The sequence below is a fragment of the Cobetia sp. L2A1 genome, from assembly GCF_009796845.1.
GTDB lineage: Bacteria > Pseudomonadota > Gammaproteobacteria > Pseudomonadales > Halomonadaceae > Cobetia.
The window spans coordinates 2,015,093-2,033,446 of sequence record NZ_CP047025.1; the positions used below are offsets into that span (position 1 = coordinate 2,015,093).

12 protein-coding genes are annotated in these 18,354 nt (G+C 57.2%); 4 read left to right on the forward strand and 8 right to left on the reverse strand.

Going from position 1 to position 18,354, the window contains the following annotated elements; genetic code table 11:
* Positions 1-320 precede the first annotated feature (320 nt).
* The 3 genes from GQR90_RS08790 (at position 321) to tamB (ending at position 8,004) form a co-directional block, all read left to right on the forward strand.
* Complete coding sequence (locus tag GQR90_RS08790) at positions 321-1,502, forward strand: hypothetical protein (RefSeq protein ID WP_158773773.1); 1,182 nt, start codon at positions 321-323, stop codon at positions 1,500-1,502.
* Positions 1,503-1,643: 141 nt separating this feature from the next.
* The gene (tamA, locus tag GQR90_RS08795; RefSeq protein ID WP_158773774.1) at positions 1,644-3,653 is read left to right on the forward strand and encodes an autotransporter assembly complex protein TamA; all 2,010 of its coding nucleotides are present in this window, start codon (positions 1,644-1,646) and stop codon (positions 3,651-3,653) included.
* Between the two features lie 175 nt (positions 3,654-3,828).
* Positions 3,829-8,004 (forward strand): autotransporter assembly complex protein TamB, encoded by a 4,176-nt coding sequence (tamB, locus tag GQR90_RS08800; protein WP_158773775.1) that lies wholly within the window; start codon positions 3,829-3,831, stop codon positions 8,002-8,004.
* 164 nt (positions 8,005-8,168) lie between these two features.
* Here the strand turns inward: tamB and GQR90_RS08805 are convergent, their stop codons facing one another.
* Positions 8,169-8,648 carry a YchJ family protein gene (locus GQR90_RS08805; protein ID WP_158773776.1) on the reverse strand — a complete coding sequence of 160 codons (480 nt, stop codon included), beginning with the start codon at positions 8,646-8,648 and terminating at the stop codon, positions 8,169-8,171.
* Positions 8,649-8,697: 49 nt separating this feature from the next.
* Between GQR90_RS08805 and msrA the strand changes: the two genes are divergently transcribed.
* Complete coding sequence (msrA, locus tag GQR90_RS08810) at positions 8,698-9,336, forward strand: peptide-methionine (S)-S-oxide reductase MsrA (protein ID WP_199269507.1); 639 nt, start codon at positions 8,698-8,700, stop codon at positions 9,334-9,336.
* 152 nt (positions 9,337-9,488) lie between these two features.
* Here the strand turns inward: msrA and GQR90_RS08815 are convergent, their stop codons facing one another.
* From GQR90_RS08815 to GQR90_RS08845, 7 genes are all read right to left on the reverse strand, one after another.
* On the reverse strand, positions 9,489-10,721 hold the full coding sequence (locus tag GQR90_RS08815; RefSeq protein ID WP_158773777.1) for an MFS transporter: 1,233 nt from the start codon (positions 10,719-10,721) through the stop codon (positions 9,489-9,491).
* 166 nt (positions 10,722-10,887) lie between these two features.
* A complete protein-coding gene (locus tag GQR90_RS08820; RefSeq protein ID WP_158773778.1) occupies positions 10,888-12,066 on the reverse strand; it encodes a dicarboxylate/amino acid:cation symporter in 1,179 nt (392 codons plus the stop codon).
* Between the two features lie 207 nt (positions 12,067-12,273).
* Positions 12,274-13,332 carry a hydrolase gene (locus tag GQR90_RS08825; RefSeq protein ID WP_158773779.1) on the reverse strand — a complete coding sequence of 353 codons (1,059 nt, stop codon included), beginning with the start codon at positions 13,330-13,332 and terminating at the stop codon, positions 12,274-12,276.
* Positions 13,333-13,556: 224 nt separating this feature from the next.
* Positions 13,557-14,921 carry a Xaa-Pro dipeptidase gene (pepQ, locus tag GQR90_RS08830; RefSeq protein WP_158773780.1) on the reverse strand — a complete coding sequence of 455 codons (1,365 nt, stop codon included), beginning with the start codon at positions 14,919-14,921 and terminating at the stop codon, positions 13,557-13,559.
* 104 nt (positions 14,922-15,025) lie between these two features.
* The gene (locus GQR90_RS08835) at positions 15,026-15,952 is read right to left on the reverse strand and encodes a LysR family transcriptional regulator (protein ID WP_158773781.1); all 927 of its coding nucleotides are present in this window, start codon (positions 15,950-15,952) and stop codon (positions 15,026-15,028) included.
* Between the two features lie 306 nt (positions 15,953-16,258).
* The gene (locus tag GQR90_RS08840) at positions 16,259-17,326 is read right to left on the reverse strand and encodes an ABC transporter ATP-binding protein (RefSeq protein WP_199269508.1); all 1,068 of its coding nucleotides are present in this window, start codon (positions 17,324-17,326) and stop codon (positions 16,259-16,261) included.
* The gene (locus tag GQR90_RS08845) at positions 17,323-18,354 is read right to left on the reverse strand and encodes an ABC transporter ATP-binding protein (protein ID WP_158773782.1); all 1,032 of its coding nucleotides are present in this window, start codon (positions 18,352-18,354) and stop codon (positions 17,323-17,325) included. Before GQR90_RS08845 ends, GQR90_RS08840 begins: the two co-directional genes overlap by 4 nt.

An 18,354-nucleotide genomic window follows, 5' to 3' on the forward strand; every position in this document is an offset into this window, starting at 1 on the left:
ACACCTACAGGCCAACGGCGGTGCGGATAAGGTTACGAGGCCTCAATAACGTCAACAATCGTACAACGGCGACGCGAACTGATGACCATATAGCGTCATTCCAAGAGGCTTGGGGAACCTGATGAGATGGCAGAGGTCACCTGTTAGACTCAAATGGTGGGCAAACTCGTGGAGTAGTGTTTTCAATCAGTACTGTATTTTTATACAGTTGTGCGAAAAATCGCATATTTTATCAAGGTGCTTCGAGCGTCTTTCATGAATAATGACGCACACCTTCTACTTTGCCTGACCGATCATCACGTGCTAGCCATGGAGTCAGAATGCGGCCAGAAAGTTCAGAACCTTCTCTCAACGACAATGCTGCTGATGCCTTGGTCGCACGCCGTGACGATGCATTGATGACTCATCATCAGGCTCCCCGTCCGGGTAGACGCTGGCCACTATGGCTATGTGTTCTGGTGTTGGGCAGCATCGTGGGTTGGCAGCAATGGCAGCTTCAGGGGCTAAAGGATACGGGAGGGGATCAGCGTGATCAGCTGACTTCTCGGGTAGCAGAGCTTGAACATTCACTTGCCAATAGTGCTCAAGGCAGCGCCAAGGTGCAGGAAGAGGTACGTTCGCGGATAGACCACCTGTCTCAGCAGTTGGAGTCCGATGTCCTGCCAGCTCTGACCAAGGTGGGCCAGTCGAACGACACCCTGGGTGCCGACGTCGCCGATCAACGTACCCAAGCGAAGCAGCAACTGGCCGAAATCAATCAGCGCTTCTCCGATAGAGAGACTGTCCATGGCAATGACATGGCTGACCTGTCTGCTGCCCTCGATACCGTCAAGTCATCAGTGAAGGGGCTTCGTCAGTCAGATGAGAATCGCGATACCTTGCTGACGGCGCTTCAAGGCTCGGTCAGTGCTATTGAGTCGTTGAGTCGTGATGGCAGGGCTGCGCTGAATACGCGGCTCGATAGCCAGTCGAATACGCTGGCACATCTTGAAAATAGCGACGAACAGGTGGGTCAGCAGCTCAATGCGCTTGCTGTGCAGTTAGGGGCACTGGCGGGTAAGGTTGAGCAGCATGCCAGCCGCCTGAGTACTCTGTCGTCAGGACATGGTGAGTCAGGCAAGGAGGTGGTCGAACTGACGCGCGAGCTCGAGACACTCAAGACACGTCTTGCCTCGCAGCAACACTCGCTTGAGCAGCTGGGTAAGACATTGGATACGCTGCCCAAGGCCGCCGCAGGATTGGATAATACTGCCGTCAGTCGACTGATTGAGGCGCGGGTCGCGCCGTTGGCCAAGGCGCAAACCTCGCTTGAATCCCAAGTGGGCGATATCAGGCGTCAACAGACGGCATTTGGCGCGGATATGGAAGCACAAGCGCAAGACAGTAATGGTGATCAACTTCGCTCCCTGGAAGCTAGTCGACGTCAATTGAGTGGCCGTGTGGCGTCGCTGCTGGGACAGATGTCGGAGCTACAGCAACGTGTAACACGTCTGGAGCGCTGAGTGAGGCGTTATATCGTCACGAGGATGTCGTGGCATGAATAACATGCCCCAAAAGCCCCGCGATCAACTGAGCGTTGTAGAAACATGACAAATGGCAACGATGGACAGTGCTCACATATAGCACTCAACAAAGGACGTTCAATGAGTGGCGACAAGAATCTGCCGAAGCTGCAGTTTGGGCAACGAGGTAATGAACGCCGCTACCTGCGCTGGTGTCAGCCGCTTATCTTGTGTGGCGGACTTTGGTTGGCTCCCCATGTATTGGCGCTAGACGCCGAGGTCAAGGGAATCAAGGGCGCGCCGGCCACCAATGTGGTCAACTTTCTGGCGGGATTGACGCTGGAAGCGGGTGTCCCCGCTGAACGATATGAAGACGAGATCTTCCGCCAAACCCAGGAAGCGCTGCAGGCCTTCGGGTACTACGATGCTCAGGTGGTATTGAGCTATCCGGAAGAGGATGAGGTACTGGTGACTCTCGATCCCGGCTCACCTGTCGTGATCCGCAAGGTGGTCATTCGCCTTGAGGGAGATGCAGCCGACGACAAGGTCATGAAGGCGGCAGTGGCCAAGGGTGATCTCAAGGTTGGCGATTCATTGCTTCATTCGCGCTACGACACCCTCAAATCCACGCTTTCGTCGTTGAGTCTCGAGCGCGGCTACTTCGATTCGACGTTCTCCCAGCAACGCATCGAAGTTCGCCCCTGGGAAGCGTCCGCTAGGGTCTACCTGGTGATGAAGAGCGGCAAGCGTTATCGCTTCGGGGACATCACTTACCGCAACAGTCAGATCGAGCCTGAACGCGTCAAGGCGATGCAGCCATTCCAGAAGGGCGATTATTACGAGGCGAGCAAGATCTCCCAGTTCAGCAAGAACCTAAGCGAAGCGGGCTGGTTCCGCTCGGTGGGTATCAAGCCTCAACTGGAAGATGACGCGGACAAGGTCGATGGCGTCAGCCCCGACACCAAGGTCATGAAGTCCTATGATGAAGCGTCTGGATTCGAGGATAGCTGGCTGGGCGATACCCAGTTGGAATCTACGGCGGTTGCTGCGGATGCCAATGGGAGTGACAGTGCCGATGTCTCTGCCAGCCCGACAGATTCTGCACTTGTTCAGCCCATCTCTGACCAGCCCATCTTGACCACCGAGGCGCTTGAAGCGGCGGTGGCAGTGACGGATAAAGCGATCGTCCCGATCGATGTCAATCTGATCCCCGCGGACCGCCACTCCTTCGAGACTGGTATCGGCTATGCCACCGACGTGGGCCCGCGCGTGCAGTTCAGCTGGGAAATGCCCTGGCTCAACCGTTACGGACATAGCCTGACCAACAGCCTGTTCCTCTCATCGCCAGAGCAGACGCTGGAAGGCGAGTACCGCATGCCGCTGGCAGATCCGCTCAAGGACAGCTACGTGCTGGAGTACGGGGTGTCCATCGTCGATGACGATGACGAGGACAGCAATGAAACCTCGGTGCGCTTTGGGCGCGAGTGGAAGTTCGACAATGGCTGGCAGCAGAAGGTGTACCTGGGGGCTAGCTATGATGACTTCACCATCGCCTCCGACACCGGTCAGGTCTTCCTGCTCTACCCGGGGGTCAGCTGGACGCGCACCCGTACCCGGCCCACGGCATTCCCGATGTGGGGGGATCGTCAGAAGCTGACGGTTGAATACGGCAATGAAGCCTGGGGATCTGACGAAACCTTCGTGTGGACCCAGTTTGATACCAACCTGATCCGTTCCATCGGTGACAATCACCGTTTCGTGGCACGTGCCAGCGTTGGTAACCTCGATACCGACAACTTCCATGGTATGCCGAGCTCGAAGCGATTCTACGCGGGCGGCGACAGCAGTGTCCGTGGTTACTCCTATGAGAGTCTCTCGCCGGAAGATGATGACGGTGATGATGAGGGCGGTAGTTCCCTGGTGACCGGTAGCCTCGAGTACGATTATCGTCTGACCGGTGACTGGTGGGGCGCGACTTTCTACGATGCCGGTAATGCCTTTGACGGCTTCTCGGAGTTTGAGCTCAAGACGGCCGCCGGCATGGGGATTCGCTGGATCTCTCCGGTAGGGCCGATTCGTCTCGATGTTGCGCATCCTTTCGACGACGACAGCGCCTACCGTGTTCACTTCTCCATCGGCCCCGAGTTCTAGAGCTCGACGCCAATGTGAGGGGTAGCAGGCGTTGTGTCCCAGACAGGGCGCCTGTACGAGAATGTCAGGATTCGTCATCGCCATCATTGTGCGTCATCAATGATCGGCGGCGAGAATCCCGAGACGAATAAAGGACTGTCAGTACTGATCACGACGTGCTGATAACGATACGGAGATGCGTGATTTGTCTAATCCCTATATACGCCGAGTCGGTTGGCTGGTGCGCTTGTTGATATGGCTGCTGGTCTTCCTGATCGGCCTGGTGATGTTGCTGGTCGGGGGAGTCTTGTCTCCCTGGGGGACGGGGCTTGCATTGGATCAGGCGCGTTCACGTGGCTTCATTGATTACTCCAGTGCCAGTGGCTCTCCCTTAGAGGCGCTGACGCTCCAGGACTTTTCCCTCACGCTGCCCGGGCTTGCGCTCAAGGCGGACTCACTCAACCTGGCATGGAGTGATGATTGCTTGCTGGAGGGTAAGCTGTGTCTGGAGACGCTTGACGCCACTGGGCTCGATGTCGCTCTCAGTGACACAGGTACTACTGCGGAACCCGAGGAAGAGGACACCAGCGATTCAGTCAATGTCCCCATCGTGGTGCCGTTCCCGGTGGAAGTGCGCAACATCGCCCTTGATGACTTCGCGCTGTCGCTGGCGGATGGCAGCCAATTGACCTTTGCGCATTTCCACACCTCTGCCTCATTGGTCTCGAGCACCCTGACGCTGGGTGAAACACGCCTGGTGTCCAGTCGGTTCTCGCAGAGCGATGGCACTTCTGATTCATCTTCTGAACCGATTGACGGTATCAGTGTGACAAGCGAGGCTCAGCTCGCCTCTCTGTCCGTGATGGCACCCTATGCTGCTGGTGATGCTGAAGCGTCCTCAGCTCAGTCAGTGGAGTCAGGCTCGGAGAAGGAAGCGACCAAGGAAGCGACTACCTCGGCTGATGACACACCTTCACGCATCGCACTGCCTGAGGTGTACATACCGCTGACCATTGATGTGCCTGATCTGGCGATTGAAGACTTCAGGCTTGAAGGGCCGAGCCCCTATGAAGTCAGCAAGCTGGGTCTGGCCGTCCATCTCGAAGGCCATGAGGTGACACTCTCCAAGCTTGAGATCGATTCACGCGACGTCAATGCCGATCTGGTCGCCAATGTGACGCTGAGTGGTGACTATCCATTGTCTGCGACATTGAACGCCGAAGCACTGATCGATCCGGTACGCAATGAAACCGTCTCCCTGACGCTCGGTGGCTCACTGGCGGCGCTTGAAGCCAATCTGACCGCTGCTGGCCCGCTGGCAGCTCAGTTGGAGGCCAAGGCCGATGTGCTGTCCTCTGAGGTGCCTTTTGATGTCAAGCTGACGTCCAAGCGCATCACCTGGCCATTTGCACCGTCTACGCCAGTGGCACAAGCGGCTGCCACGTCAACGGAAGCTTCCAAGACAGCGACGACAACCAAGGCAAGTGCTGCGTCGGCTTCCGGTAACGCCAGTGCTGATAGCGCCAACACGTCCAAGGCCGCCACAAGCAAAGCCACCTTCACTCCTGATTATCTGATCGAGAATCTGGCTCTGACGGCCAAGGGCTCGCTCAAGGGTTATACCACCTCTCTGGATGCCATCATCCAGGGGCGTGACATTCCTCGCGCGACCCTGTCTCTCATCGGTGATGGTGATCTCGAACATTACCGCTGGCAGCCATTGAAGGTGGCGCTCAAGCGGGGCTCTGCCACGACGAAAGGCGAGATTCACTGGAAGGATGGCATTCAGGTCGCGGTGCAACTCGTACTGGACAAGCTGCATCCGGAAGACCTGTTGCCTGCACCTGCCGATGGCGGCCAGAAGGCCGTACGTGGTGAGCTCAGCGGTGGCCTCACCGCCAGCTTCAATCAGCCGGCCTCAGGTGCCTGGACGGTGGATGTCAGCAAGCTGGACATCAATGGCACTCTGCTGGAGCGTGCCTTCAAGCTCAATGGCAAGTTGTCCGGTGACTCCAACATGCACTGGAACGTCAATTCGCTCGAATTGCGCCAGGGGGACAATCGTCTGACCGCCAATGGCCGGATCGCCGAGACCATCAAGCTGGCGGCGAATCTGAACTTCCCGGCACTGGATACGCTGGCACCCGGCGTGGCCGGTGAGCTCAAGGGGCAGTTAGAGGCCAGTGGCACGCTGGACAAGCCGCAGATGACCAGCAATTTCACCGCCCGGCGTCTGCGTGTCGGTGAGAATCGCATCTCCGATCTTGCGTTGTCGGCAGACATCGATGCGCGCAAGCGAGGAGTCGATGACCCCGCACTGAACGTGGCGCTCAATGCAGATGACGTTCGCGCTGGCGGACAGCAGATCGCCACGGTGGCCTTGACGCTGGGTGGCTTCCTGAGTGACCACACCTTGAATCTGGAGACCGAGATGACTGGCGCATTGTCGCGCTTCGGGCTGACACTCAAGGGAGGGCTCAACAAGGCGCATGACCGTTATCGCGGAACGCTATCGCCTCTGACCGCTGACACGGCCTACGGCAATCTTTCCTTCGATACCCCTGCGGTCTTCGACGCCGATCTCGCCAAGGGCAGCGTACAGGTTCAGCCGTTCTGTCTGAGTCGCGAACAGGGTGGTCAGTTGTGCGTGGCAGAACCGCTCACCGCTGGCGATGCCGGCAAGGCTGTCGTGACATTGGAAGGCGTGCCGTTGGATCTCGCGCAGAGTGCACTGCCGGACGGCTGGGTGATCGGTGGTGCGACTGGCGGCAAGGTCACCGCCAGCTGGACGCAAGGCGGCAAGCGTTGGAATGCCAATGCGGAATTGGCTGGCAAGCTGACGCTGGCGGGGCAGGATGCCGATGGCAATGATTGGTCATTGCCGGAAACCACCTTGCAGCTGGCATTGGATGCCACACCCGAGAAAGCCACCCTCGATACACAGATCTTGCTCGACAGCGCGGGCGGCCTTGGACTGACGGTCGCGATTGATGATCCGGCCGGGAATGCTCAGCTGGATGGCAACCTGAACATTCGCGATATCGATCTGTCGCCCTATCGTCCGCTGGTGGCGGGCATGACGACCCTGGAAGGCAAGCTTGCCGGAGACGTGAAGATCGCAGGTGATCTCAGCCTGCCGACACTGACGGGCCCGATTGCGTTGACGGGAGTGCAGGTTGAGGGTGATGGCTTGCCGGTATCGCTGTCTGATGCTGAATTCCGGGTCGACTTTGCCGGTGACAGCGCCGCCATCGATGGATATCTCGTCGGGAATGATGCGCGCTGGGAGCTGGACGGCAAGGCAGCCTGGCCGACGCTGGATGACTGGACTGCTGCCATCAACCTGGATGGCGCCAAGAACCCGCTTGAACTCAGTATCGCGGGTATCGGACGCATGCGTATCGCACCGGACCTGCAGGTCAATGCCAATCCCAAGCTTCTCAAGCTGCGCGGTGACGTCAAGATCCCGTGGACACGTATCGAGATAGAGCAGACGCCGGCATCGGCCGTCTCGCCCTCAAGCGATACGGTCATCATCGAGCAGAGTGATGATTCCCAGACGGAAAATCCAGCGGAATACGCCGATGGCAGTGATACGGCTCAGGCACTCAACGACGCTGGCATGGCACTGGACATCAAGGTCGGGGTGCATATCGGCCCTGATGCCAAGCTGGCTGCCATGGGCCTGGAGACCAAGCTCAAGGGTGATCTGGAGGTACGTCAGTCCAAGGGCAGTGTCCAGGTGTTCGGTGAGGTCAACCTGGTGGACGGTACCTACAAGAGCTTCGGTCAGGATCTGCAGATCAGTACCGGTCAGGTGTTACTGGCAGGGCCACCTGCCAGCCCGCGCCTGAATATCGAGGCCATTCGTGATCCTGATAACACCGAAGATGATGTGACTGCCGGGGTTCGTGTGACGGGACTTGCCTCTTCTCCGAGTGTCGAGATCTTCTCCGATCCGGACATGGAAGAGTCCGAAGCGCTGAGTTACCTGCTACGCGGTGAAGGTCTTGATGGCGACAGTAGCAGTGATGATGCCGTGACCTCTGCGCTGGTTGGCCTGTCGCTGGCCAAGAGCGGCAAGGTAGTCGGGAAGATCGGTGAAACCTTCGGGGTAAGTGATCTGAGTCTTGATAGCACGGGTAGCGGAGATGATAGTCAGGTCGTGGTCAGTGGGCACCTCGCCAAGGATCTCGAGCTGAGCTATGGCGTCGGGCTATTCACCCCGATCGCGGAACTCACGCTGCGCTACAAGCTGTATCGCAACCTCTATGCCGAGGCGGTATCAGGAACGGCGCAAGCACTCGACCTGCTGTATACCTTCAGTGTGGGCCGCAGTGAGCTGGCGCCTCAGCCGGGCAGGGATAGATGAGGTTGGCCTTGAAGGGGATGATCCCACTCGGGATCACCCCCTGATTGACATGAACGTGTACTGCCTGAAGCCTTCGCAACCTGGTTGCGGAGGCTTTATTCATGGCGTCATGCCCCATGAATAAAGTCGACTTGAGTGGAGACGATTGACTGCGGCAGGCCAGCTCAGTGGATCGCGCAGCAGCGTTTGGCTTTCTTGCCACTTCGACAGGGGCATGGGCTGTTGCGACCAATATCGAGCGCGAGCCATCTAGCCTCACCATCGATATAGCGCCAGTGATGACCGTCATGTCGAAAACGACTAAGTTCCTGCAATTGTTGAAAGTTTCCCTGCTCGAAGAAGGTCGCATGAAAGCGTACCATGCCGGTATCGACATCATGTTCGCTCTCGATAACCTCAAGCGCTACCCAGTGAGGCCCGGGGGCCGCGAGGCTTTCTCGGGCAGGACAGGTAGTGCTGTCCCAGCTGGCGATCAGGAAATCGGTCAGACCCATGCAGAAGGCGCTGAAACGTGCACGCATCAGCATTTCAGGTGTTGCGGCACTTGCGATGTCGTCATGGACAGGCTGGCAACAGTCGCGATAACGGCAAGCATGGGGTGTCGCGAACTGACAGGGGCAGGTCTTGGAAAGTGAAGATGACATCAAATAGCCTATACACGATTGCACGACGCGACACAGGAGAGAGTCCGCCATGTGGATGACAGAAGATAAACAGACCATTCCCTCAGCGCAGGATGCCCTGCCGGGACGCAGTGAAGCGGTAACGATCAAGGGTATCCATCACGTCACTGGTCGCTCGATTGTACCGCCGTTCCAGGAGGGATGTGAGGAGATCATCCTGGGGCTGGGGTGTTTCTGGGGGGCTGAACGTCTCTTCTGGCAGCTCCCGGGTGTGGTGGCGACTGCCGTCGGCTATGCCGGTGGTACGACCCCGAATCCCAGTTATGAAGAGACCTGTACGGGCAAGACAGGACATACCGAAGCGGTACGTGTCGTGTTTGATCCGACCGTGATCGGGCTGCCTGAAATCCTGCGCGCCAGTTTTGAAGCCCATGACCCGACTCAGGGCATGCGGCAGGGCAATGACATCGGCAATCAGTACCGCAGCGCGATCTACTACGTGAATGATGCGCAACGTGACATCGTCGAAAAGAGCCTTGCAGACTATCAGCAGGCACTGAACATCTCAGGTCTGGGGCGTATTACCACTGAGGTCGCCCCGCTGACGGAGTTCTACTACGCAGAGGAATACCATCAGCAGTACCTTGCCAAGAACCCGGGCGGATACTGTGGCTTGAAAGGTACCGGCATCAGTTGCCCGATTGGCTAAGGTGATTTTGCCACAATGATGCAATATTCAGTACGTGACTGAAACGAAAAGGCCTCATGCAATCCGCGCTCCTCGCGGGTTTCATGAGGCCTTTTCATGATGAACGATTCACTACGCCTGGCTTGTGCTTGAGTGCCTTGTCACTGACTGCATCACGCCTGATCAGACGTTGTCTCTGTTGATGGCCGACCACCTTGCGTCAGGCGCGCATAGCCCATCCAAAGTAATGCGATCAACGGGAGAGTTGCACCAATCAGCATGATGCCATTCCAGCCTGAGTGGTGATATATCACGCTAGTCAGTGCTGATCCGATGGCTCCGCCGATGAAAAGGCTTGTCATGTAGATGGCATTCAGGCGTCCGCGACTGGCGGGGTCGAGTGCATAGATGGCGCGCTGCCCCAATACCATGTTGGTCTGCACTGCGAAGTCGAGCAGTACACCGGTCAGGCCTAGTCCCACAATTTGCATGCTGGCGGGCATGAGGCCACTGGCAAAACTCAGGCTGGCCAATATCAGTGCACATAGAGTCGCGATGGAGGTGTAACCGGCATCTGCCAATCGGCCACTGATGGGCGCTGCAATGGCTCCGGTAGCGCCGACCAGCGCAAATAATGCCACCTGGGTCTGTGACCATCCATGCTGGGTGACCAATTCAAGCGGCACCGCGCTCCAATAGATGCTGAAAGCGGCAAACATCAACGCCTGATAGAGCGAGCGACGACGAAGCACTGGCTGGTCGCGCAGAAGGTGTACCAGCGTGAGCAGCAATGCCTGGTAACTGGATGCATGGTCCGGCTTGCGTGTCGGAACGACGCGGATCACGGCGATGAGCACTACCAGCATGACGGCGGCGCCGATAAAGAAGATCGCTCTCCAGCCAAAGTGGTCTGCCACCAGACTGGAGACAGGACGGGCCAGCAGTATCCCCAGCAGCAACCCACTCATGATATTGCCGACGACTCGCCCGCGTGAGCTTTCAGGCGAGAGATGTGCCGCCAGCGGGATCATGATCTGTACCGAGACGGAACTGACACCAATCATCAAAGACCACAGCAGGAAGGCAGAGGGTGCATCGGACAAGCCTGCCATCACCAGGCTGGCGCCTGACACCACAATGGTGGTGATCAGCAGGCGGCGGTTTTCTACCAAGTCAGCTAGCGGTACCAGGAACAATAGTCCCAATGCATAGCCACCTTGCGTGAGAGCGACGATAAGGCTGGCGCCATTCTCGGACAAGCCAATATCTCCCGCAATCATGTTGATGATCGGCTGGGAGTAATAGACGTTGGCAACAATGGCACCACAGCAAAAGGCAAATAGCACCACGAGAGTATTGCTCAGCCCTTCACCAGGTGCTGATTCAGAGGGAGCCAGTTTTGACATGATCACGTCACCTTTTGCACTGAAGCTTGGTTCGAATGAAGGTATTCAATGCCGTAACAGTCACGGTGACTACCATGGTGCCCATGATAGAGATGGCGCAGGGATGAGATAAGCGCCTAAAGACGCAACTCAAGGGTGCGTCAGCGCATGCTACAGTGGCACGACGTCACTCATCTCGGGACTGGTAGCGTTGACGGTCCTGCTCGGCTTCCGAGAAGCGATCGATCCACTGCACCAGGGCACCATCGCCAGTCACGTTGCAGGCCGTCCCGAAACTGTCTTGTGCGAGATAAAGCGCCATCATCAGACCGACGGCAGCTACATCAAAGCCCAACACGCTCTGCAAGATACCGACTGACGTCATGGCAGCGCCTCCAGGAGAACCGGGCGCGGCAATGATGGTGACGCCCAGTGCTGCAATGAAGGGGAGTAGCGTCATCAAGTCAGGGGCGGGCAGTGCGGGCATCACGAGCATGACGCCAATCGCGCAGATGGTGAGTGTGATGGCACTGCCACACATGTGGATGGTGGCCAGCAGTGGTATCGCAAAGCTCGCCACTGAGGGGGATATATGGTTCATGCGGCACTGGCGTACGGTGACCGGGATCGTGGCGGCGGATGACATGGTGCCTGCTGCCGTGAAGTAGGCGGGCAACATATGGCGCAATGCCTGCATAGGCGCACGTCCTGTACTCATGCCGCTGGCGACATACAGAAATGTCAGCCATAACCAGTGCAGTGCCAGCGCCAACACCAAAATCATTCCGAAGCTTTTCAGGGTATTGGCGACTGTACCGGCAATGGTCATCTCACAGAACAGTCCTGCGATGTAAAACGGTAGAGCAGGGATGAGCGCCTTGGCAATGAAACGCTCGACGATATCGCGTCCGCCGTCTGCCAGGTTGCGCATCCCCTCATGTGCGGTCGCAGAAATGCCAATGCCGAACAAGAATGCCGTTACCAGCGCAGTACTGATATCCGTCAGCGGTGGAATATCCAAGGTGAAGTACGGGAATAGCACGACGGCTTGACTGGCAGGTAGCTGCCCGTGATGCACAATGTGCGGAACCAGTTCGAGTCCTACAATCGCCGACATGAGTCCTGCGAGCGTAGTAGAGGCATAGGCCAATGCGATAGTGAGCGCCAGCAGGCGACCGGACGACCGCTCAAGGCGGGCGATCCCGCTCATGATGAAGAACAGGATGATCAGCGGAATGGAGTATTCCAATAGCTCACCGAACAGCACCTTGAAGGTGAGTAGGGCGCGGATCAGTGAATCAGGTGCCCACTGACCCAGCATAATGCCAACAACGATACCGAGCACTAGACGAAAAATCAGGTTCATTATCAAATCTTTAGCGGTTGGATCGGGCGCGAAGTTTATCACCCCTCGTAGATTGCGGCAGTGACTTATCTTGCCTCGTAATTTATACCGTTACCATTTTTAATGGCATTAGCGTTATGAAAACCATTGTTAGACGTGGTGTGAAGAGGCTACCCATACCTCCAGCCAACAGAAATATCAGGTAGCCTCTCGATGAATATCACGTCATCACTGTGCTTCACTCTGTGTTTCAAGCACCACTTGCGGCTTGGGCAGACCACTCCAATCCTCTAGCTGGCGTGCGACTCGGCGTGCTAACCAGGAAGAAAGACGACCTCGACGCCATTCGATAAAGCCAACATGTCCGCCATGCTCGCTAAGCTCAATTCGCACAGCTTCAGACGGCTGACTGAAACGAGAGAACAGATCACGTGGCATGAAGGGATCATCCAGTGACTGCAAAACCAAGGTGGGCAACTCAATATCACTCAGCAGGCGACCGGCAGATGAGCGTGAATAGTAATCACTGGCTGAAGAGAAGCCATGCAGCGGGGCGGTGACTTCATTGTCATAGGCCCAGAAGCTGTTGAGTTGGGTCAATTGATGGGCACCGATGGAAATCGGCAAGGGACCATTGGCGAGTTTGGCAGCCACCTTGGCCTTCATTCCCTTGAGCAGATGACGCTGATAGATCTGCGAAAATCCCTGATTGAGCACATCTGCGCTCGCCGCGAGATCCAGCGGTGCACTGATCGCAATCGCACCAGCCAGATCCAGGCCATCGCCGCCTTGTTCCGCGACCAGCTTCAATAGCATGTTGGCGCCTAGAGACACGCCACAGGCGACCTTGATGGCATGTGGGTAACGCCTACCGAGTTCACCTAGCACCCAGTATGCATCTGCCGTGTCGCCACTATGATAAGCGCGGGGCAAACGGTTAGGGGACTGGCCACAACCACGGAAGTGCATCATCACCGGTCGCCAGCCCAGCTTAGCTGCCGCGTTGAGTACATCCCGCGCATAAGGCGATTCCAGATTACCTTCAAGCCCATGAAACAGGACAAACAGTGGCGCATCGTCGAGCAACGGTGTCTGTCGCTCGTGCTTGGTGTGACCATCGCTGATCACCCAGGCCAACTCGACAAAATCACCATCCGGTAGATTCAGGATTTCGGTTTGGCGTGCCAGCGGCGCGCAGAGCAGAAGTCGTGGCAACAATGTCTGCACATGACGATTGCCGAAGCCGAAGGCAGGACGAAATTCTGACGTGAAGATGGAATGTGGCATGGCAATGGCTCCGGAGGCAGGGCTATTGAGCGAACACAACGACCTGCACTTGTATGCAATATCGACCAACTGTCAGCAGTCAGCATCATTTCATCATCCATCGTCGGCCGCTAGTTGCAGTGCAGCATGCTGATACCTGACACGAGGTGATAAAAAAGCTGCCGACGGTACATGACCGAGGCAGCTTTTAGAGGGTGGATTGCGGCGCAAAGCTGAACCTGTGATTAAAGGCCTGTCGCTGGTACACGTGTCAGGTTATGGGCCCCATCTGCGGTAATGACCAGATTATCCTCGATGCGAACGCCACCATGTGGGGCAAGCGCCTCAACCAGCGACCAGTCAATCGCCTGGCCCCGCGCATCATTGCGTAACGGTTCCAGCAGCATCGGGATGATGTAGCAGCCCGGCTCGATGGTGATGGCCATGCCCTCCTGAAGCTCACGTGTCAGACGCAGCATCGGGTGGCCCACAGGCGGGTTACGAACATCGCCATTGATGAAATCAGGAATACGACCGGCGACATCATGCACCTGAAGGCCGAGGAGATGCCCTAATCCATGCGGACAGAAGGCAGCAGTGATGCCCTGTTCCACCTGTGCTTCCGCAGGCAGTGACACCACACCCAAGGTGCGTAGCAGCTCGCCCAGCTCACGATGCATCTCGAGATGCAGTGCAACGTAATCAAGACCCGGTGCAAGCCTTGTGATCAGACGCTTCTGTAGTGCATCGACGCCCTCGATAAGTGCACGATAGATCGGTAGAGCATCATCTCCCGCCCAGCTGCGCGTGATGTCAGAGGCGTAGCCATGCACGCTGGCTCCAGCATCGACCAACAAACTATGACGAGTTGCCGGTGCTTGAAGCGCGTAGTGCTGATAGTGCAGAACCGCAGCATGTTCATTCAAGCCGACGATGTTGCCATAGGGCACGTCGGATTCACGCTGACGCGATGCACCAAGATAGGCGAGCTGAATATCCAGTTCGGCCCCCCCGTCCATGAAACGACGACGCGCAGCTAAATGCCCCTGTGCGGCGCGCAGACTGGCTTCTTCAAGACACGCTATCTCGAACTCACTCTTGCAGACACGGCCTTCATCGAGCTGACGGAGCAGGCCAGCGGGGTTGGCGTCAGCCTTGAGTGCTTCGCTGACATCCGGCTGCAATAGCGCAATTTCGCCCAGTAGCGCAATGCGTCCGGCAGGACGTGTCGGCAGGGCCGGCTTGCGCAGATGAATGATCTCGAAAGCTTCTGACCACGGCGCCGCCTCTGGTGTTGGCAGGGTCGGAGACAGATGCCAAAAATCATCCGGGGCGTATAGGTACAACAGCGGACGTTCTCCGGGGCGTATGACCAGCCAGCTATCGCTCAATCCGGCCATTGGCACCCAATGCAGGAAGTGCGCATGTGATTTGAAGGTGGCGTCCTGGTCATCAGCGAAATGACGCTTGGGCTTTCCGCTGTGAAGCACGATGGCATCCAGTGCATGCTGTTGCATGGCCTGCTCATAACACTGCTGCAGTGCCATCAGATGACGACGATGTGCTGCGGCGTGCGTAAGGACGGGGTCGTTCAGATAAATATCGGACATGCAGATTCCCATCGGGTCGTGATCAACAGCTGACAAGCCGCTGACAGAAGTGATAACGCGTAATACGGGTGATACCAGGCTCAATGATGATGCTGGATGACAGCTTATTCAATTGATGCCGGACCAAGACAGTTTTCCAGGTGTTGCCATAGTTCACTGACGCTGTCGTGCCGCGGCTCACGCGGGCGGTAAAGACGAATATGCAGCGGTACATCCCAGCGTGCGTCGCCTGCACGGACTAGCTGGCCACTGGCAATTTCAACCTCGGCAAGGCGCAGTGGCAGCCAACCGATACCATAGCCTTGCATCACCAATTCCTTGATGTTGGACGCCTGGATATTCTCGTTCATGGTAGTCAAGTGCGCCTGCACTGGAATCTGCGCTAGATGTGCCGTCAGCGTGGTCGCAATCACGGCACGTGGATGCGGGCTGATAAATGGCAATGGCGAGCGACGTGTGCCTGGCAAGGCATATCGCGGCGTGCCATCGGCATGAGGCGCGCAGACCGGGATGAAAGTTTCCTCTCCCAGAATCAGGTAGCGGTAATGCTCGAGCTCGAAACCAAGATCCAGCCGCGCCTGTGGCCAATAGCACATGGCAAGATCACATTCACCACGATCGAGTCCGTGGAAGTAATCAGCGGCCAACCAGCCGGTAGCGCGCAGGTAGGGCAGCACCTGCTCGCGTAGCTGGTAGTTATCAAGCCACTGTGGCAGAAACTGCGAGATCAACGACTGCGGCGCTGCGAGAGAAATCTTGCTGGCCTGCTGCTGTGCCATCGCCTGCAAGCGTTCCCGCGTGGTGCGTACGCGTTCAGTGATCTGTTCGCACAGTCGCAGAAACTCATCGCCAGAGGGAGTCAGCGAGAGCGGCAGAGTCTGGCGATTGATCAGGGTGGTACCCATGTCTTCCTCCAGCAGCTTGATGCGCCGAGAGAAAGTGGGCTGTGAGACGTTCTGCGCCTCGGCCGCCCGCGAGAAGTGGCGGGTCTTGGCCAGCACGATGAAATCTTCCAGCCAGCGAATTTCCATGTGTAGAAGGTGCCTCGAAGCCTGGGGACAGGCTTGGTCAGGATCTCAGGCCGGCTATCTCTGTGGATAACGCAAGCCTGATGTCAGGGGCTAACGGGGGGGTGCTTTCTGTCAGGTGCAATATGGCAGGTCTTTAACACTCAGGTCTGTTCCGAGCACACTTGGCGAGCTCAGAACAGACCTGAAACTGACCACCTAGTCAGATGGGCAGATATGCCGTGATGTTGCCTCACTCTGGACTAAAGATGCAAACCTGCTCATGCACTGCAATTCCCTGTCTTCCCTGTTGTGATAATGGACAAGCCTTTAGTCGATGCGTCCTTCCTCGACGGCATGACAGGCCACCTGGCCGGTATCTTTCGCGATCAGGCGTGGAATCTCGATACGGCAGCGCTCATTTGCATGAGGGCAGCGGCCATGAAAGACACAGCCGGGAGGTAGGTTGACTGGCGTCGGCACCTCACCTTCGAGACGAATATGATTAGGCTTATCGTCGTTCAGGCGCGGGATGGCCGACATCAGGGCTTGCGTGTAGGGGTGGCGTGGTCGAGCGAATAACGAACGAGTATCCGCCAGCTCACACAGGGTCCCGAGATACATGACTGCCACACGGGTGCCGAAGTGTTCGACCACCGCCAGATCGTGAGTAATGAACAGGTACGTCAGATCTCGCTGCTCCTGGGCATCCATCATCAGATTCAACACCTGCGCCTGAATGGAGACATCCAACGCAGAGATCGGCTCGTCGGCGACGATGAACTCAGGATCAACCGCCAGCGCGCGCGCGATCGAGATACGTTGACGCTGACCACCAGAAAACTCATGGGCGTAGCGCTTGCCCCAGTCCGGATCAATGCCGACCGAACGCATCACGTCGGCTATCTTGTCGCGAATCTCGCCATCATTGAGCGTCGGCTGATGGAAGCGCAAGGGTTCTTCCAACGTCTGTTGAATGGTCATGCGGGGATTCAGCGAGGCGTAAGGGTTCTGGAAGATCATCTGCATACGACGGCGATACGGCAGTAGATCGCGCGGCGCCATGTTGTCGATGCGAGTGCCGTCGAAACGCACTTCGCCACCACTGGGCTTGAGCAGGCCCATGACGGTACGCGCGACCGTGGATTTACCGCAGCCGGACTCCCCGACGACACATAGCGCTTCTCCGCGTTTGACGTCGAGGCTGACGCCATTGATGGCGTGCACATATTCCTGCTTGCGACGCAGGCGGCCTTTCTCGAAGGTCAACTGCTCCAGGAAGTCGCCGGAGAGGGAAAAGCGTTTCTCGAGATCACGAATCTCGACCAGGGTTTCACCCAGTGCCGCACTGCTCCCGCTGGAGAGGCGTTGTTCGGGCGTGAGAATAGCCTGACTCATGCGTTCACCTCTACTCGGGGGACATGGGAGCTATCGGTCACAATCGGTGTCCATGACTCTCCTTTCACCATCGCTTGTACCATGTGGCAAGCGACCTTGCAGTTGCCTGAAGCCACGAAAGCCGGCACTTCCGTGTGGCAGATTTCGGCTGCGAAATCACAACGCGGATTGAATGCACAGCCGTTTGGAATCTTGGTCAACGTCGGCATGGAACCACGAATCTGATTCAGACGGCTGCCAGGTGTCGCCATCTGGGGTAGGGCATTGATCAACCCTTGCGTGTACGGATGCTGAGCATCATTGATGATCTCACGCGTTGGCCCCTGTTCAATTACACGTCCGGCGTACATGACCAGGGTGCGCTGAGTCACCTGACTCACGACACCCAAGTCATGGGTGATCAGAATCAGGCCGACGTTGTGCTTTTCGCACAGCAGCAACAGCAGCTCCATGATCTCGGCCTGAATCGTCACATCGAGTGCAGTCGTCGGCTCGTCGGCGACAATGATGTCAGGGTCCAGCAGTAGGGCAATCGCGATGATGATGCGCTGACGCATGCCGCCGGAGAGCTCATGCGGATATTGATCAAGGCGCTTTTCCGGCGAGGGAATGAACACTTGATTGAGCTTGTGCAGTGCAATGCCACGGGCATCTTTGGTGGAAATTCGCCGATGCGCCTTCAGGCACTCGATCATCTGTGCACCGATGGTCAGCACTGGATTGAGCGTCATCATCGGGTCCTGGAAGATCATCGAGATCCGATTGCCGCGGATAGACTGCAACGCCCTGGGCTTCATGGTGTTGAGTACCGCGCCATCGAACTTGATTTCGCCCCCCGCGATATAGCCCGGCTTGGCAATCAGGTTGAGGATAGTGAAGGCGGCTACCGATTTGCCGGCACCGGACTCCCCCACGATCCCCAGGCGCTCACCGCGCTCCAAAGAGAAACTGACGTCGCGCAGGGCGCAGACCTCGCCGCCTCGCATGGCGAAGCGGACATCGAGGTTATTGACTTCAAGTAATGCCAT

What these genes read in the sequence shown, in the direction of transcription:
- GQR90_RS08790 (WP_158773773.1), top strand. Translation starts at nt 321, where the DNA reads ATGCGGCCAGAAAGTTCAGAACCTTCTCTCAACGACAATGCTGCTGAT.
- tamA (WP_158773774.1), top strand. Translation starts at nt 1,644, where the DNA reads ATGAGTGGCGACAAGAATCTGCCGAAGCTGCAGTTTGGGCAACGAGGT.
- tamB (WP_158773775.1), top strand. Translation starts at nt 3,829, where the DNA reads ATGCGTGATTTGTCTAATCCCTATATACGCCGAGTCGGTTGGCTGGTG.
- GQR90_RS08805 (WP_158773776.1), bottom strand. Translation starts at nt 8,648, where the DNA reads ATGTCATCTTCACTTTCCAAGACCTGCCCCTGTCAGTTCGCGACACCC.
- msrA (WP_199269507.1), top strand. Translation starts at nt 8,698, where the DNA reads ATGTGGATGACAGAAGATAAACAGACCATTCCCTCAGCGCAGGATGCC.
- GQR90_RS08815 (WP_158773777.1), bottom strand. Translation starts at nt 10,721, where the DNA reads ATGTCAAAACTGGCTCCCTCTGAATCAGCACCTGGTGAAGGGCTGAGC.
- GQR90_RS08820 (WP_158773778.1), bottom strand. Translation starts at nt 12,066, where the DNA reads ATGAACCTGATTTTTCGTCTAGTGCTCGGTATCGTTGTTGGCATTATG.
- GQR90_RS08825 (WP_158773779.1), bottom strand. Translation starts at nt 13,332, where the DNA reads ATGCCACATTCCATCTTCACGTCAGAATTTCGTCCTGCCTTCGGCTTC.
- pepQ (WP_158773780.1), bottom strand. Translation starts at nt 14,921, where the DNA reads ATGTCCGATATTTATCTGAACGACCCCGTCCTTACGCACGCCGCAGCA.
- GQR90_RS08835 (WP_158773781.1), bottom strand. Translation starts at nt 15,952, where the DNA reads ATGGAAATTCGCTGGCTGGAAGATTTCATCGTGCTGGCCAAGACCCGC.
- GQR90_RS08840 (WP_199269508.1), bottom strand. Translation starts at nt 17,326, where the DNA reads ATGAGTCAGGCTATTCTCACGCCCGAACAACGCCTCTCCAGCGGGAGC.
- GQR90_RS08845 (WP_158773782.1), bottom strand. Translation starts at nt 18,354, where the DNA reads ATGGCATTACTTGAAGTCAATAACCTCGATGTCCGCTTCGCCATGCGA.